This is a genomic window from Planktothrix serta PCC 8927 (assembly GCF_900010725.2).
Lineage (GTDB): Bacteria > Cyanobacteriota > Cyanobacteriia > Cyanobacteriales > Microcoleaceae > Planktothrix > Planktothrix serta.
The window spans coordinates 14,384-29,815 of the sequence record NZ_LR734874.1 but is presented as its reverse complement, the minus strand read 5'-3'; the positions used below and the strand labels follow the sequence as shown (position 1 = coordinate 29,815).

Annotated in this window: 12 protein-coding genes, 1 tRNA gene and 1 pseudogene; 10 read left to right on the top strand and 4 right to left on the bottom strand. The window is 39.3% G+C overall.

The annotated features are described in order from the left end of the window. The first annotated feature begins 80 nt into the window (after positions 1 to 80). The 8 genes and pseudogenes from murA (at position 81) to PL8927_RS14665 (ending at position 5,853) form a co-directional block, all read left to right on the top strand. Complete coding sequence (gene murA, locus PL8927_RS14695) at positions 81 to 1,433, top strand: UDP-N-acetylglucosamine 1-carboxyvinyltransferase (RefSeq protein WP_083622851.1); 1,353 nt, start codon at positions 81 to 83, stop codon at positions 1,431 to 1,433. A gap of 307 nt (positions 1,434 to 1,740) precedes the next feature. Beyond that, positions 1,741 to 2,616 carry a M48 family metallopeptidase gene (locus PL8927_RS14690; protein ID WP_083622849.1) on the top strand — a complete coding sequence of 292 codons (876 nt, stop codon included), beginning with the start codon at positions 1,741 to 1,743 and terminating at the stop codon, positions 2,614 to 2,616. After that, positions 2,595 to 2,676, top strand: a tRNA-Leu gene (locus PL8927_RS14685). Before PL8927_RS14690 ends, PL8927_RS14685 begins: the two co-directional genes overlap by 22 nt. Before the next feature lie 122 nt (positions 2,677 to 2,798). Continuing rightward, a complete protein-coding gene (locus tag PL8927_RS14680; RefSeq protein ID WP_231506023.1) occupies positions 2,799 to 3,770 on the top strand; it encodes an RNA-guided endonuclease InsQ/TnpB family protein in 972 nt (323 codons plus the stop codon). Next, positions 3,767 to 3,979 carry a zinc ribbon domain-containing protein gene (locus PL8927_RS28515; RefSeq protein WP_331281827.1) on the top strand — a complete coding sequence of 71 codons (213 nt, stop codon included), beginning with the start codon at positions 3,767 to 3,769 and terminating at the stop codon, positions 3,977 to 3,979. The genes PL8927_RS14680 and PL8927_RS28515 overlap by 4 nt, the downstream gene beginning before the upstream one ends. Positions 3,980 to 4,015: 36 nt before the next feature. Beyond that, positions 4,016 to 4,363, top strand: a pseudogene (locus tag PL8927_RS14675) (peroxiredoxin); the annotation flags it as partial. A 118-nt stretch (positions 4,364 to 4,481) separates the two neighbouring features. Further along, complete coding sequence (locus PL8927_RS14670) at positions 4,482 to 4,949, top strand: NUDIX hydrolase (RefSeq protein WP_083622847.1); 468 nt, start codon at positions 4,482 to 4,484, stop codon at positions 4,947 to 4,949. 52 nt (positions 4,950 to 5,001) lie between these two features. Continuing rightward, entirely contained in the window at positions 5,002 to 5,853 is an 852-nt protein-coding gene (locus tag PL8927_RS14665; protein WP_083622845.1) for an alpha/beta fold hydrolase, read from the top strand. On the opposite strand, the gene PL8927_RS14660 is transcribed toward PL8927_RS14665, so the two are convergent. The 3 genes from PL8927_RS14660 to PL8927_RS14645 all read right to left on the bottom strand — a co-directional run bounded on the left by PL8927_RS14660 (position 5,846) and on the right by PL8927_RS14645 (position 8,708). Continuing rightward, on the bottom strand, positions 5,846 to 7,096 hold the full coding sequence (locus PL8927_RS14660) for an RNA-guided endonuclease InsQ/TnpB family protein (RefSeq protein WP_083622843.1): 1,251 nt from the start codon (positions 7,094 to 7,096) through the stop codon (positions 5,846 to 5,848). The genes PL8927_RS14665 and PL8927_RS14660 overlap by 8 nt on opposite strands. Continuing rightward, positions 7,072 to 7,533: a Uma2 family endonuclease gene (locus PL8927_RS14655; RefSeq protein ID WP_083622841.1), complete on the bottom strand. Its 462-nt coding sequence runs from the start codon at positions 7,531 to 7,533 to the stop codon at positions 7,072 to 7,074. The genes PL8927_RS14660 and PL8927_RS14655 overlap by 25 nt, the downstream gene beginning before the upstream one ends. A 380-nt stretch (positions 7,534 to 7,913) precedes the next feature. Next, positions 7,914 to 8,708 (bottom strand): pantothenate kinase, encoded by a 795-nt coding sequence (locus PL8927_RS14645; RefSeq protein WP_083622839.1) that lies wholly within the window; start codon positions 8,706 to 8,708, stop codon positions 7,914 to 7,916. Between the two features lie 279 nt (positions 8,709 to 8,987). On the opposite strand from PL8927_RS14645, the gene PL8927_RS14640 reads away from it, so the two are divergent. Further along, entirely contained in the window at positions 8,988 to 11,018 is a 2,031-nt protein-coding gene (locus PL8927_RS14640; RefSeq protein ID WP_083622837.1) for a GAF domain-containing sensor histidine kinase, read from the top strand. Positions 11,019 to 11,104: 86 nt separating this feature from the next. Beyond that, positions 11,105 to 13,828: a hybrid sensor histidine kinase/response regulator gene (locus tag PL8927_RS14635; protein ID WP_231506022.1), complete on the top strand. Its 2,724-nt coding sequence runs from the start codon at positions 11,105 to 11,107 to the stop codon at positions 13,826 to 13,828. A gap of 7 nt (positions 13,829 to 13,835) precedes the next feature. Here PL8927_RS14635 and PL8927_RS14630 read toward each other — a convergent pair whose 3' ends face one another. Continuing rightward, positions 13,836 to 15,350 carry a DUF2079 domain-containing protein gene (locus PL8927_RS14630; RefSeq protein WP_231506021.1) on the bottom strand — a complete coding sequence of 505 codons (1,515 nt, stop codon included), beginning with the start codon at positions 15,348 to 15,350 and terminating at the stop codon, positions 13,836 to 13,838. Between the last annotated feature and the right edge of the window lie 82 nt (positions 15,351 to 15,432).

Genomic DNA, 15,432 nt, shown 5'->3' with positions numbered 1-15,432 from the left:
ACTGTTTACCCCTAGACATCTGGAATCTTTTCGGTAGAATCAGAACAAAAAATCAACGAATGTAAACGTACAACCAATTTTTGGAGGATAGGCCCATTACACTCGCTATACGTTCATCCACTGCTTCAACTGCGTCCAACGCTAACCAGTCCATTCTGCAAATTTGGGGACGTCAACCCCTACGAGGTCATGTTTCGATTAGTGGAGCTAAAAATTCCGCTTTAGTTTTAATGGCTGGTGCATTACTCTGTTCAGAAGATTGTCGGCTGCGGAATGTTCCCTCTTTGGTTGATGTCAACCGCATGAGTGAAATTCTCACGGCTCTTGGCGTCAAAATCGAGCGACAAGGTGACATTCTCGATATTCAAGCGGGTCAATTATCAGAATCACAAGCTCCCTATGAACTGGTGAGCCAACTGCGGGCGAGTTTCTTTGCCATTGGGCCGTTACTGGCTCGTTTAGGGGTAGCCAGAGTTCCCTTACCTGGAGGTTGTGCCATTGGAGCCCGACCTGTGGATCTTCATGTTCGGGGACTGCAAGCCCTCGGTGCAGATGTTCATATCGATCATGGCATTGTTCATGCTCATGTCACCGGGCCTAACCGCCGCCTCAAAGGCGCTCGCATCTATCTGGATTATCCCAGCGTCGGAGCGACGGAAACCTTGATGATGGCAGCGACCCTAGCGGATGGGGAAACCATCATTGAAAATGCTGCTCAAGAACCGGAAGTCATCGATTTAGCCAACTTCTGCCGTGCTATGGGGGCAAGAATTCACGGGGCTGGAAGCAAAACCATTGTGATTTCTGGGGTTCCTCGTCTTCACTCTGCGGATTATTCGATTATTCCTGATCGAATAGAAGCCGGAACCTTTTTGATTGCTGGAGCCATCACCCGCTCTGAAATTAGTCTATCGCCGATTATTCCACAACATTTAACTCCTGTACTGGCTAAACTCAAAGCTATGGGAGTCAAAACTGTCATGGAAGGGTTAGACCATTTACGCATTATCCCCAGCGAAAGGCTAACTGCAACGGATATTGAAACCCTTCCCTATCCGGGTTTCCCAACGGATATGCAAGCCCCCTTTATGGCGTTGTTAACGCTGTGTGATGGCAATAGCTTGATCAGTGAAACGGTATTTGAAAATCGTTTTGGTCATGTCCCTGAATTGACTCGCATGGGTGCAGATATTCGGGTCAAAGGGAATACGGTTTTAGTCCGAGGGGTTCCTCTACTATCGGGCGCCCCAGTGACGGCGACGGACTTACGGGCGTCTGCGGCTTTAGTTTTAGCGGCGTTAGCAGCCGAAGGAGAAACCACCATTCAGGGATTAAAACATCTGGATCGGGGTTATGAACAATTAGAAGCTAAACTCCGACAATTGGGCGCCAAACTCCAGCGTACTGATCCTGCGCCAACGGAAAAGGAATAAGCGACGGCTCTCATCTGAGAGCCACTTAATCTCAAAAATGGAGTGTCTGTTGTGAGTTGTTTAGGGTGCGTTTATTTTTGAACACAAGAAATACACGGGATACTTGGTAGCCTCGTCTCTTCAGAGCGAGGCGGAAAAGTAACTCGGCGGATTTATCCGCTTTGGACTACTTAAGAATCCTCGTCGCTTGATTCGCGAGGAGTGTCAAAACTCACCAGAATTCTTCATCGCGGAAGCCCCTCACCTTTAGGCATGGGGAGAGCAACCCGGGAATTTGTTAGAATAGAATTTCTCTATTTTAATCGCTATGACTTTTTCAACGACCCCTTTAATTGGACTCCGAGCCGATCATTTCCGTCATCCTTTAGATTTACAAGCAACGAATGCCCTGAAACAATTGCCGGGTTTAGATTTATTGGTACGGCAACTTTTAGGCGGTGTGGGGGAACAATTTTTTTATTTAGAAAATATTGCCTCTAGTATTTTAGTCAGTGATCAACAATTACCCCAGTTACATCAATTATTATTATCCGCTTGCCAAACGTTAGATTTAGAAGCACCTCAACTTTATATTCGTCAACATCCGGTTCCCAATGCCTATACTTTTGCCATGCGGGGAAAACAACCGTTTATTGTGGTGCATACGTCGTTAATTGAGTTATTAACCCCGGAAGAAATTCAGGCGGTAATTGCCCATGAATTAGGACATTTAAAATGTGAACATGGGGTGTATTTAACCTTAGCGAATTTAGTGGTATTAGCCGCGAATCAATTGTCGCCTTGGGGAACAATTTTGGCTCAGGGGTTACAGACGCAATTAATGGAATGGTTACGTTGTGCTGAGTTTACTTGCGATCGCGCAGCATTACTGGCTACTCAAGATCCGAGAGTGGTGATGTCAGTATTGATGAAACTGTCGGGAGGTTCTCCCAGTTTAGCTTCGCAACTGAATTTAGACGCCTTTGTTGACCAAGCTCGGACGTATGATCAAATTAGTCGGACAGAATTGGGGGAACTGCTAAAACAAGCCCAGACCGCCCAATTAAGCCATCCCCTTCCGGTGCTGCGGGCGCGAGAAATTGATCGCTGGTCAAGTAGTTCTAATTATCAGGACTTGCTAAAACGAAACTTTATGGTTTATAATACAGAAGTTAACCCCAAGGGCGGGTGGCGGAATTGGTAGACGCACCGCACTCAAAATGCGGCGACTTCGGTTGTGAGAGTTCGAGTCTCTCTCCGCCCATTTCAAAGCCTTAAAGAGCTTAACTTTCGTAGTAAGCCCTTTAGGGCTTTCTTATTTTCTGAAAGTGTTATTCTAAAATCCGTTTAAGTGATTTTAGTATAAAGTCTATCACGGTTAGTTTCATGTTCACCGCTTTAAAAGTTCGATTATATCCTACAGAACAACAGCGCACCCAACTCGCTAAAGAGTTTGGCTCCGCTCGTTTTGTTTATAATCACTTTTTAGCGGAGTGGAACAGCACTTACCAAGAAACAGGGAAAGGATTGAATTACGCTAAGTGTGCCAATCAATTACCTAAACTTAAACAGGAGAAACCTTGGCTGACGGAAGTAGGTAGTCAAGTTCTACAACAATCTCTAAAAAACCTGGAAGCAGCGTTTAAAAACTTCTTCAAAGGAATTGGGAGATCCCCAAGATTCAAGTCAAAACATCGTAAACAATCAATCACTTACCCCCAAGGATTTAAGTTAAATCAATCAACGATTAAACTTCCTAAGTTGAGTGAAATTAAAGCTAAATTTCATCGACCCATCAAAGGAGAGGTGAAAGCAATTACTATTTCTATGACCCCTGGTGGCCAGTATTTTGCTTCCTTGAGAATTGAGATAACTGGGGAATACCCAGAAGCCTCAACCGAAGGAAAGGTAATTGGGATTGATTTAGGGTTAGACTCACTGATTGTAACTTCCGATGGAGAAAAAATTAAACCGCTTAAATTCTATCGAAAGTATGAGGGGAAATTAGCTAAATATCAAAAACGCCTATCTCGAAAACAAAAAGGTAGCCAAAATCGGACAAAAGCTCGAATTAAAGTTGCTAAAGTTCATAATAAAATTGCGAATTGCCGTTTAGATTCTCATCATAAACTTTCCCGCAAGTTAGTAGACGAAAACCAAGTCATTGTGTTTGAGAGTCTAAATATTAAGGGCATGAGCAAAAATCATTGTTTAGCTAAATCGGTAACAGATGCAGCTTGGGGAATGTTACAAACATTAACCGAGTATAAAGCGAAAGAACAAGGCAAGGTTGTTGTGTTTGTAGGGACATCTGGTTTCCTAGTTCTAAAACTTGTAATTGTTGTGGGCATAAAATGAAATCCATGCCTTTACAAATTAGAACTTGGGAATGTCCAAAATGTGGGACGCTGCATGATCGCGATATCAATGCAGCGAAAAATTTGCGGGACTATTTTTTAGCGTCAGGAAGTGGCGTTTTAGCCTCTGGAGACGAAGTAAGACCAATCCCGAACCCGGTTTTGGGAGAGGCTTTTGTCAACGAAGGAGGAAGCCCACGCCAAAAGTGAAACGTTGGCAGTGGTACTTCACACTTTTACCCGCGTGATAATACCCCCGGATGTACAAAAGAAGCCTGTGGATTTCGGGATATTTACGGAGAGTACCAAGAAAATAATATGATGGTCTTAGGGGTAAGTACGGATAATTCAACCGCTCATCGTAAATTTATTAACAAATATCAGTTACCTTTTCCTCTGTTGGTTGATGAGGGGGGAAAAGTAGCAAGCCAATATGGGAGCTACGGACTGAAAAAATTTATGGGGAAAGAATTTATGGGAGTTTTTCGTCATACCTTTGTGATTGATGCTGAGGGTCGGATACAAGCAATTTATCGCAAAGTTAAACCGGAAACCCATGGGCTTGAAATTCTACAAAATCTTAGCAAAGGATAGGTTTTCCTGATCCTGCGTTTTTCCTGGGGATAGGGTGTAGGAAATCAAGTATTTAAAACGGTGAAGATCTGACCTTGAAGCGTTTAGAGTCGTGTAATCACAGGAGAGGAAGGCTACTTTGGTTGTATCATTTATCAAACATCTTTGGAATTTCGGACAAACGGTATTAGGGATTATTTTTCGTCATCCCATCCCTGGAACCAGTATTATTCCGATTCTACCCGATGGCAAAATTGTTTTGGTACGACGTCGAGATAATGGTAAATGGGCTTTACCGGGAGGTATGGTAGACTGGGGTGAAGATATCCCAAGCACAATTCAACGGGAATTGGCGGAGGAAACTGGGTTAGAATTAGTAAAAATTCGACGTTTAGTAGGTGTCTATTCTGCTCCGGATCGAGATCCGCGAGTTCATTCTATTTGTGTTGTCGTGGAAGCAGATGTTCAAGGTAACTTTCAAGTTCGGGACATCCATGAAATTACGGAGGTTAAAGCCTTTGATGCTACATCCCTCCCCTCCGATTTCAGCCATGACTGTGAACGTCATCTTCAAGACTATTTGAAGGGTCTTACAACATTAGCTTGAAGAAACCCATCCCATACTGGGTTAAGTTTTGTCCACCCTATTAAAAATTAGGATGTATCAACCATTCCATCATTTTCGCATTTCAATTTCCCAAGGGCAGGTTTTCTGGCGTGAAGTTGGTGATGGCCCTGCGGTTCTTTTTCTGCATGGGTCTTGGATTGATAGTGGTCAATGGATTCCGTTGATGCAGCATTTAAGTCTTGACCATTGTTGTTTTGCACCGGATATTTTGGGAAGTGGAGAGTCTCGATTTTTTACAAAAACTCACCCTTCAATTAGTTTAGAAGTCGAGTGTTTAGCCGAATATATTCAGACGCTGAAACTCAAAGAATTGTGTTTAGTGGGTCATGGCTTGGGAGCTTGGATCGCCAGCAGTTATGCTTTGAAATACCCGGAAGTTGTTAAAGGGTTAGTGGTGATTGCCCCAGAAGGAGTGACCTTTCAAAATTATAAAAAAGAATGGGGAGGGTTGCGACAATTGGTTTCTAATCCGTCTCTATCGGTTTTGTTTTTTAAACTGATTTATCCGTTAGCGTTTCTATTCGGACAAGGCAAAAAAATTAAGAATTGGTTAAATTATCGGCGGATGATGTTGCAATGGCCTCTGGCCTGTCAACTGTTGTACCGTCGTCGATGGGCAGAAATTCAAGAGGAAATGCTGAACAAACCTCTGAGTGGTTTGAGGTTGCCGACTTTGGTATTACAAGGAGATGAAGATACGGTTATTGCCCAGAAGCAAAGTAAAACCTATTCCGAGATTGCACCAATGGCTGAATGTCAAATTATTCAAGGAGGACAACCGAATTTACCCTTACAGATGCCGGAAGTTGTAGCTCAATATATCCGAGAGTTTATTACCACTCTTGACACTCCTCGCGCTAAAGCGACGAGGATTCTTAAGTAGTCCAAATACGAACTCTTAATGGCGTAGTCAATGCGCCACTACTGACTCCATTGAGATTTAATCCCAATGTTGCCGATACTTTGCGGATAATGTTAGTCGCTGCATTACAATCAGCATTGATATATTGATTAAATGCAGTGCGATACAAACCCCGTTTAACTCGTTTTCCTGACGGCTTCCAATTGTCGGGTTTTTCACCGAATTCAGGGAGAAAATCATGATCAAGAAAACTAGCCTTTGAGGTATAAGATTCCTCGGTTTCTATAAACTCAATTCCATAACGAGAACAAAGTTCTTGAATTCGAGACTTCAATCGAGCGGTGGGAATCTGAATAAAGTTCTGATTCCCTTTCTTCCCAAGGGCAGCACCATCTTTTTGTCCTTTATTCCAACCAAAAACAATACGACCGATACTGTTTTCGATGCAATGGTTGATGACCAACCTGGCAGCTTTATTAATAGCATCTCTAACCTGACGATTCCGTTTTTCAGTTAGAGCAGATAAAGCATTACTCCAAAAACCTTGGGGTTTACCATTTTTATGATCAGCAACTTGCTTGTTATACCACTGATTTAAGGATTTCAAATGCTTACCATCAACAATAAAACTGGTTCCTATGTTACTTACACAAGTTAACCAGTTATCGATTCCATGATCTATTCCTAGTACCTTGTTTTTATCTAATTCAACACTTTCTGCTTGAACTTGATAAACAAACTCGGCATAAAAACATTTATTTCGAGGAAGAATGCGAACTTCTTTGATTGAATCCCAGTTCAGGTTAGATGGCATAGACAATAAAAATGAATCAATCCCAAACCATGCTTTAACCTGATTTCCTAACGGAATTCTAATTCCCTCTGGGGTTAACTTCAACCATCGAACCGGATAGGAAACTGTAAATAGCCCTGGCTTCCTGTATTTAGGAGGACGGGGCTTTTCTTCTAGCTTTCCAGTTCTCCATAACTTCAGAAGTTCTTTATAAGAACTCATGGCTTCTACTACTGAATTACAGGTCTGTTGGGCAGAAGAAACATACATTGCCTTAAAATGCAGGTTGGCACTTTTAGACATTTCAGAACAAACGGCTCCCCTATTAACAAAAACGTGCTTTTTGAAAAACATTTGCCTAGCATAATAAAGAGCGCAATTGTAGACCTTGTTAGATTCTGAACAAAGATACTCGATAATTGCCTCAATATCAGGACTGGCATGAATTAGAACCTGTTGACAGCCATACATCTTTTTGTCGTTTCAGAAATATATTGAAGATCCACATCACCATTAATTGAATNATAAGAAGCAAATTTTTCACTACGATCATAGTTTTGGGTCGATTTAGATAGAACTTCCGCAATAAAGCCAGGATTTAATACCGTATCTTTGCGTCCGGTTTGCAGTTCTAGGGGCTTTTGAAGTACCATTACATCAGGATAGGTATAGAGGCTAACTGCTGGAATCCAAAGGCGTTGATCTACATGGAAAACCTCATAGGGTTTACGTCTTAGAGCAAGAGTTAAAATAATGTAAAGGTTTCCGCTAATTTTGTTATGGTCGGGTGTTCCACCAGTCATCGGGATAATTTCTCCATTACGATATTCATTGCGGGTTTCGGAGGCAATTTCAAGTTCTAAATATTCTTCCGGGGTGTAGTTTTTTGTCTCAGTTTGAGCAATCATAGCAGGTTGACTCCTAATAATTTAAGTTGCTAGTTAATCTAAATAGTCGCTGTCTCTTCATTTGTTTCAATTGCTTGTTCTACTCCTATTCTAGCAATTTTGAGGAGTTGTTTAGACATCCTCTTTACTGTCTGTCCTCTGTTGTTAAAATTCTCTAACATTGATTATTAAAGTCGATATTCTCATAGAGATCAGCAATTAAAATTTGCGTTTCAAAGTTACTAAAGGATAGGGTAACTTTTGGATCATCGTATTCTGAAAAAATCCATTGATTGACAGCAGTTTTAACGTAATATTCGACATGAATTCGATATTGATCGATTAACAGATATTCTTGGAAAGTGGGAATGGTGCGATAANATGCGGATAAATCCGCCGAGTTACTTTTCCGCCTCGCTCTGAAGAGACGAGGCTACCAAGTATCCCGTGTATTTCTTGTGTTCAGTTTTCAGAGCCGCCATCCCCCGAAATATTAGATGAGCATCAGCCACAGGATGAATATCCGTATCAGGAAACTGCTTAGTAAAGTAAGACAGTAATAGGTGGCGATCGCCTCCGGTAAGTACCAGGGCAGTATTTGGATATTGTTCGCGCCAAGCCTCGATAAAATCCCGGATTCCTGCCAACAGCGTATAAATAATTCCACTCTGAATCGCTTCGGAGGTTTGCATTGCCCAGCGTGGCGGTAGGTGTTGGGGGAACTCAATATCAGGCAACGCTGCGGTTTTCTGGGCTAAAGAAGACCGTTGTAACCCAAATCCGGGTAATATCGCTCCTCCCACTAACCGTTGCTCGGCATCTACTCCGGTTAAGGTGAGGGCTGTTCCGGCATCAATCACTAAAATTGGCCATCCGAAGTGGATACCGCCTCCTAAAACCGCTAAAGCTCGATCAATGCCGAGGGTTGAATACATCCCCTTGAGGGGAATATCTGCCAAGGTCAAAACCCGAACTTGGGGGGTTGTTGCCCAATGTTGGCTTTGTTCAGGGATAACGGAGGCGACCAGTAAGGGCAGATGAGCTTTTAAGGTTGGGGGTTGATCCGTATTTTCCTCGTCCCAAGACTCTAATACCGTTGTACCCAGTAACTTTGCCCAGTGTCGTCGGGAATTTCCCAGCATTAATCCGAACCAGGGATAATTGAGAATTATCTGACCATGAGGGGATTGAGACATCTATCTTCAGAAATAGTTTGATTTTTCTGTAACAATTTCTGTAACAATATCTTAAAATATCTTTACAGAAGCTTGGGGATTGACGGTGCATCTTCAAACCCTATCTGTCTCCTGAGAGGACAAGTCTGAAATTCCGGGTCAGGATGAGTGACTAGGGAGGATCTAGCCCCTCTTAACCTAACATTTTTTCTTGATCTCAAACTACGAAACATCAAATTTTTAAAGGGTAGCACGACCGATAAAGGTGATCAATTTTTAATTTTTATGGGGTAAATTTTTATGTCTATAGTTGATTTAGATACTGCTTTGTGTTCCTGGCCGCATAACTCTATTTTTAGCGATTCTGAATCTGGAAAACCTGGCTTATCAGAAGCATCTGTAGAACAACATCAGATCCACTTTTGTGATCTGCTTAATCAGATTAATAAAGAAATCATTAGTACCTTAGATTTGGATCAAGTTTTAAGTTCTGCTTGTCAACAATTGGGTCAAATTCTTCAGTGTAGTCGAGTCAGTGTTTTAGTCAAAGAATCCCATTCTGAGCAGGAATTTATCACCCAGAGTGAATATAAAGCTGGAGAGTATTTTAGCCAAAAGGGAATTAAATTCAGTGTAGATGATAACCCTCATTTACAGATGTTATTATCTCAAATTCAACCGTTAGCGGTGACAAAATTTAAAGAATTTCCAGGGTTTGGGCAAATCACAAAAACTTTAATTAATCAATTAGATATTCAATCGATGTTAGCGATTGCGGTTCGCTATCAAGGGGAAGTTAAAGGGATTATTGGACTACATCAATGCGATCGAGAACGGGAATGGCAAGACTGGGAAATTCAACTTTTAGAGGGTGTTGCATCCCCCTTAGCGATCGCTATTCATCATGCCCAACTCTATCAAGAACTGCGTTGTAAAGCCGAACAAGAAGCTTTATTACGATTAGTGATTAATCAAATTCGTAGTAGTTTAGAATTAAATACAATTTTAAAAACGGCTGTTCAAGGAGTTCGACAGGTTTTGAATACAGATCGAGTGGTGATTTATCAGTTTATAGACGGTTGGCAAGGAGAAATAAAAGTTGAGGATTATCGAGTGCCTTGGCCGTCAATTTTTGGGGATAAAATCTCGGATAATTGTTTTCCTGAACAACATGGACAACTTTATAAAAATGGTCGAACTCGGGCGATTAATGATATTCAGACATCAGATTTAGATCCCTGTCATCGGAATTTTTTAGAGACTTTAGAAGTTCAAGCTAATTTAATTGTCCCGATTCTGATGGGAGCAGAAACGGAGCAAAATCAACCGGATAGGGACAATCAACTTTGGGGATTATTAATTGCTCATGAATGTAGTCATCCTCGCTATTGGAAATCCTGGGAAATTGAAGGATTACAACAACTTGCGAATCAATTAGCAATTGCTATTAAACAAGCACAACTTTATACCCAAGTTCAAGAAACTGCTTGGCAATATCAACTGCAAACCCAACAATTACAAACTACATTAGAAGAACTCAAAAATGCCCAGATGCAACTGATTCAAAGTGAAAAGCTATCCAGTTTAGGTCAAATGGTGGCAGGTATTGCCCATGAAATTAATAACCCCAATAACTTTATCTATGCTAATATTTCCCATGCCAGAGGCTATGTTGATAATTTGGTGAATGCTTTAAATCAATGTCGAGAATTTAGTCCTGAAATTGCAGAGTTTGTTAGCCAAATTAGTGAAGAAATAGAATTAGATTTTATTCAAGAAGACTTTCCTAACTTAATCGATTCTATGGAACAGGGAAGTGTGCGAATTCGCTCAATTGTTAATAATTTAAAAGACTTTGCTCATTTGAATGAATCGGAATGGAAATTTGTTGATTTAACAGAAGGTTTAGAAAACAGCCTCAGCTTATTAGAACATCGCATGAATCAAATTAAAGTCAATAAAGATTATCAAGAATTGCCCAAAATTAATTGTTTTGCAGGTCAAATGAATCAAGTTTTTTTCCATATCTTAAATAATGCAATTGATGCGGTTAAAGATCAAGCAAAAGCTGGAGAAATTACGATTAAAACAGCCTATCATCATCCAGATTTTATCCAAATTGTGATTCAGGATAATGGATTAGGAATTCCTACCGAAATCCAATCTCGAATTTTTGATCCCTTCTTTACAACAAAACCCGTTGGTCAAGGGACAGGGATGGGACTGGCTATTTGTTATCAAGTGATTGTTAAAAGTCATGGCGGGAAACTTGAGTTTAAAAGTCAACCTGGAAACGGGACAGAATTCTTGATTGAGATTCCCTATCAATGATATAATACTATCAAGGGAATCCCCGATGAGGGCTAACTATGAACTGTTTTAATTCTGTTATTAGGCATCTATCAGGGAAAGTCCGGTTGCGAACAGTTTTGATTATTCCGTTTCTGGTTCAAATCCTTGTTGCTGTAGGATTAACGGGGTACTTATCCTATCGGAATGGTCAGCAAGCAATTAATGATTTAGTCGCGCAATTACAACAAGAAATTGCTAATCGGATTAAAGAACGTTTAGATAACTATTTAGTTAGACCTTATTTTTTAAATCAAATTAATGTAGAAGCGATTGAAATGGGGCTTTTAGATTTAAACAACCCTGAAGATTTAGAGCGACGATTTTTTAAACAAATTCAATTAGTGAAGTCAGTTCAAGGGATTTATTTTGCCAATCCTCAAGGAGGAATTATATTAGTTCATCACAGTCCTTCTCAAGGGTTTCTTACCTTGATTACTGAAGACTTTCCCAAACGAGCAATTTATAAATTAGATAAAAATGGGAATCGAACTGAACGCATTGGAACTGATCTTTATGATGCTAAAGTTCGACCTTGGTATCAAAAAGCTATGAGAGCTTATCAAACAGAATGGAGTGATATTTATACTTTTTCCAGAGGGGATGTTGGAATTACTTTAATCACAAATATTTATGATGAAAATAGAAATCTTCAAGGATTTATAGCCGTTGATTTACTATTAGAATTAATCAGTGATTTTTTACAGAATATTAAGATTAGTCCTGCTACTCAGGCTTTTATTGTAGATGCGTCAGGACAATTAGTGGCGACTTCAACAGGAGAGAAACCCTATATTGAATTGGGAGAAAATCAATTTAGAAAACCGTTAAAATCCCTTGAAAGTTCTAATAAGTTAACTCAATTAACGGTTAGAAAATTACTACAAACTTTTGATGAATTTAACAAAATTCAGAAGTTACAGCAATTAGAATTCAACTGGGATGGACAAAAATATTTTGTGCAAGTGCTTCCCTATAAAGATAATTATGATCTAAATTGGTTCGTGGTGGTGGTAATTCCTGAATCGGATTTTATGGAACAGATTCAGGAAAATAATCGCACGACTATTTTATTATGTTTAGGTGCTTTAGGCTTGGCTACTATTTTGGGAATCATGACCAGTCGTTGGGTGACTAAACCTATTTTTGAACTCAGTCAAGCGGCGGATGAATTATCTCAAGGAAATTGGGGAACACCAGTGGAGTGCAAACCCATTTATGAATTAAGAACTTTAGCGCAAGCCTTTAATCAAATGCGGATTCAGTTAAAGGAATCTTATAAAAAATTAGAAGAATATTCTAAAAGTTTAGAACAAAAAGTTGCTGAACGAACCCATGAATTAGAAGAAGCAAAACAAGCTGCTGATGTGGCTAATCATGCTAAAAGTGCCTTTTTAGCGAATATGAGTCATGAGTTAAGAACGCCATTAAACGCTATTTTAGGGTTTAGTCAATTGCTTTCACGCAACCCTATTTTTTCCGAAGCTTCTCAAGAGTTAAAAATTATTAATCGTAGTGGTGAACATTTATTAGAACTGATTAATGATATTTTAGATTTATCTAAAATAGAAGCAGGAAAACTTATATTAAATCAACAAAACTTTGATTTTTATCAATTTTTGGATGGCTTAGAAGCGATGTTAAAAATTAGAGCCACTTCTAAGGGACTTCAATTCATTATTCAGTATAGTAATCAGGTTCCCCCCTATATTATTAGCGATGAAAAAAGATTACGTCAGGTGTTAATTAATTTATTAGAAAATGCTATTAAATTTACAGAAACAGGTCGGGTTATTTTACGGGTAAAAACCTCACCTTTTCTCGAAGATCAAACCGTTGAAACTCCTAACTCTAAACTGTATCTCAGTTTTGAAGTAGAAGATACAGGGATGGGAATAAAACCAGAGGAAATCAAGGATTTATTTAACGTATTCGTACAAACTGAATCTGGGAAAAAATCTCAACAGGGTAGTGGTTTAGGGTTAGCTATTAGTCAAAAGATTGTGCAGATCTTAGGAGGAAATATTACCGTTAATAGTAGATTAGGACAAGGAAGTTTGTTTCAATTTACAATATTGACAACTCCAGGAGAATATTCTGAAACTTTACAACAGCAAACTTGGGGAAAAGTTATCGGTTTATTACCGAATCAACCCGCCTATAAAATATTAGTCGTCGATGAAATATTAGAAAATCGATTATTAGTTAGACAGTTATTAAATTCCATAGGATTTGAAGTTTTTGAAGCCGAAAATGGGTTAGAAGCGATTCAAGTTTGGGAACAATATCAACCGGATTTAATTTGGATGGATATGCGAATGCCTGTGATGGATGGATATACAGCAACTCGGCAAATTAAAGCCAGACCCCAGGGAAAAAATACGGTAATTATTGCCTTAACCGCTAGTACGTTACAGGATAAAGAACATATTATTTTTGAAGCCGGATGTGATGATATTATGAGAAAGCCTTTTAAAGAGGCTGAATTGTTTGGTAAAATCGCTCAATATTTGGGAATTCAGTATATTTATGAAAACGAAAATTCTCAGAGTTCCTCATCTGTAAACCTAGGTCAATCCTTAACGCCAGAAACCTTTAAAGAAATGCCCCTAGCATGGGTTGAACAATTGCATCAGATGGCGTTGAGTGGAGATGGTAACAGGATAAATCAGTTAATTCAACAAATCCCTGATTCTCAAGTGGAACTGGCAGAAAATCTCAAAATATTAGTTGATGAATGTCGATTAGATATCATTATTGATATTACTAAACTTGTAATTCAATCCCCTTAAAATCAAATTAAATCCGTTTAAATACTAACACATCATCTTTTTGATAGGATAATTTAAAATTGGATTTTGCTTTCAATTGAGTTACATATTTTTCCCCTAAATCTTTCGTATCCGGCCAAGGATGACGTAAATTTAAAATTACATAATCAAATTCTTTTAAATCAAAATCTGGTGACACTTGATTAAGTAATTTAATGGTTTCTCGATGGGTGAAATGGGGTGCAAGTCGGTTATCGGTTAAAACTCCTCCTTGAGTTTGAATTTCTGCTACTGCATTTCGGGTTGCTGACCAATTATCAATGCGAGTAAAATAGCCTAAAACTTGGGTATGATCTCCCCATAATAAGAAGATTAAACTTGACCAAAGTACAATCCATTGCGGGAGTTTTGCATTGGGAATGGTGAACAGATGGGAGAAGTTAGAGAAGGTATGCTTCTGAAATTTATTCCCTAAATCCCATAAACTATTGGCGAGTCCCGGCTTTTCTGCTGCTAAAGTTCTAATCATTACTAAGAATAAAAACGGTAACGCTGGAAGGGAATATTGATAGATTAAACTGCGTTGCATGGGGTCAACGGATAATATATTGAGTAATAAAGTTGGAATAGCCGGAATTAAAGCGATAAATTTTTGAGGATTTAACCACCAAAGGACAGCTACACTAAACTCTAAGAGATAAACCCAAGTAGTGATTGAAAATAATTTTCCTAAAATCAATTGAGGTTTGAGAAAAGTATTAAAAATAACCTCTAAAACTGAATTCCCTAAATAGTCATATCGAGAGACTCCGGCGGCTTCTTGACCACTATAAAACGGAATCATAATTTGAGTCACCAGTAAAAACCCAGTGATTCCTAATGCGATCGCTATCATTCCTAAAAAACGCCTTTGTTCAAAAAAGATTAACCAAAATCCAATCGCAATTACCGTTAATCCTAAAACGGCTTTACAGGCTAATATCCAAAGAATTGCTACAATAAACCAGAGGATTTTTTTCTGTTTTGCGGCTAAAATAGCTCCAAAAATTGCCGGGACTGCTAAAACATCGGGGTGAAAATCAAATAAATTAATATTAAAAATTTCAGGATAGAGTAAATAGGCGATCGCAACCGCTAATGCTAACCGTTGATTTAATCCGGCTAAACGCGCTAATTTCCAAGTGAATCCAGAGGCGGAACCCAAACAAATTGCTTGAACTAAAAACAACCAATAAACACTAGGATAAATCTTGTATAATAAGGCTAAAGGATAAATGGCGATCGCCCCATGATCTCCTAAAAAATGAAACCCTAAAAAGGAAGAAAGGGGTTGACTTCCTTGACTAATTAAGTATATAATTTGATCATAAATTCCTAGATCATAAGCCGTCGATTGAAATAAAAAATGACGCAGACTGCTATACAAAAATAGAATAATTGTTCCTATTCCCATGATTTTCCAGATTGAAAGAGAAAATAAGCCATTAGTCTCTTTTGCTGGCGAAGGTTCGGGATGGTCTGGGTAGGTTTGCATTTTGTTCATGATTCACACCGAAATTTAGTCTACCTGAGTGTGAATCTTCTGAACAGTAGAATAGGGAATATTATTCTGTGTTGTTCTCAAC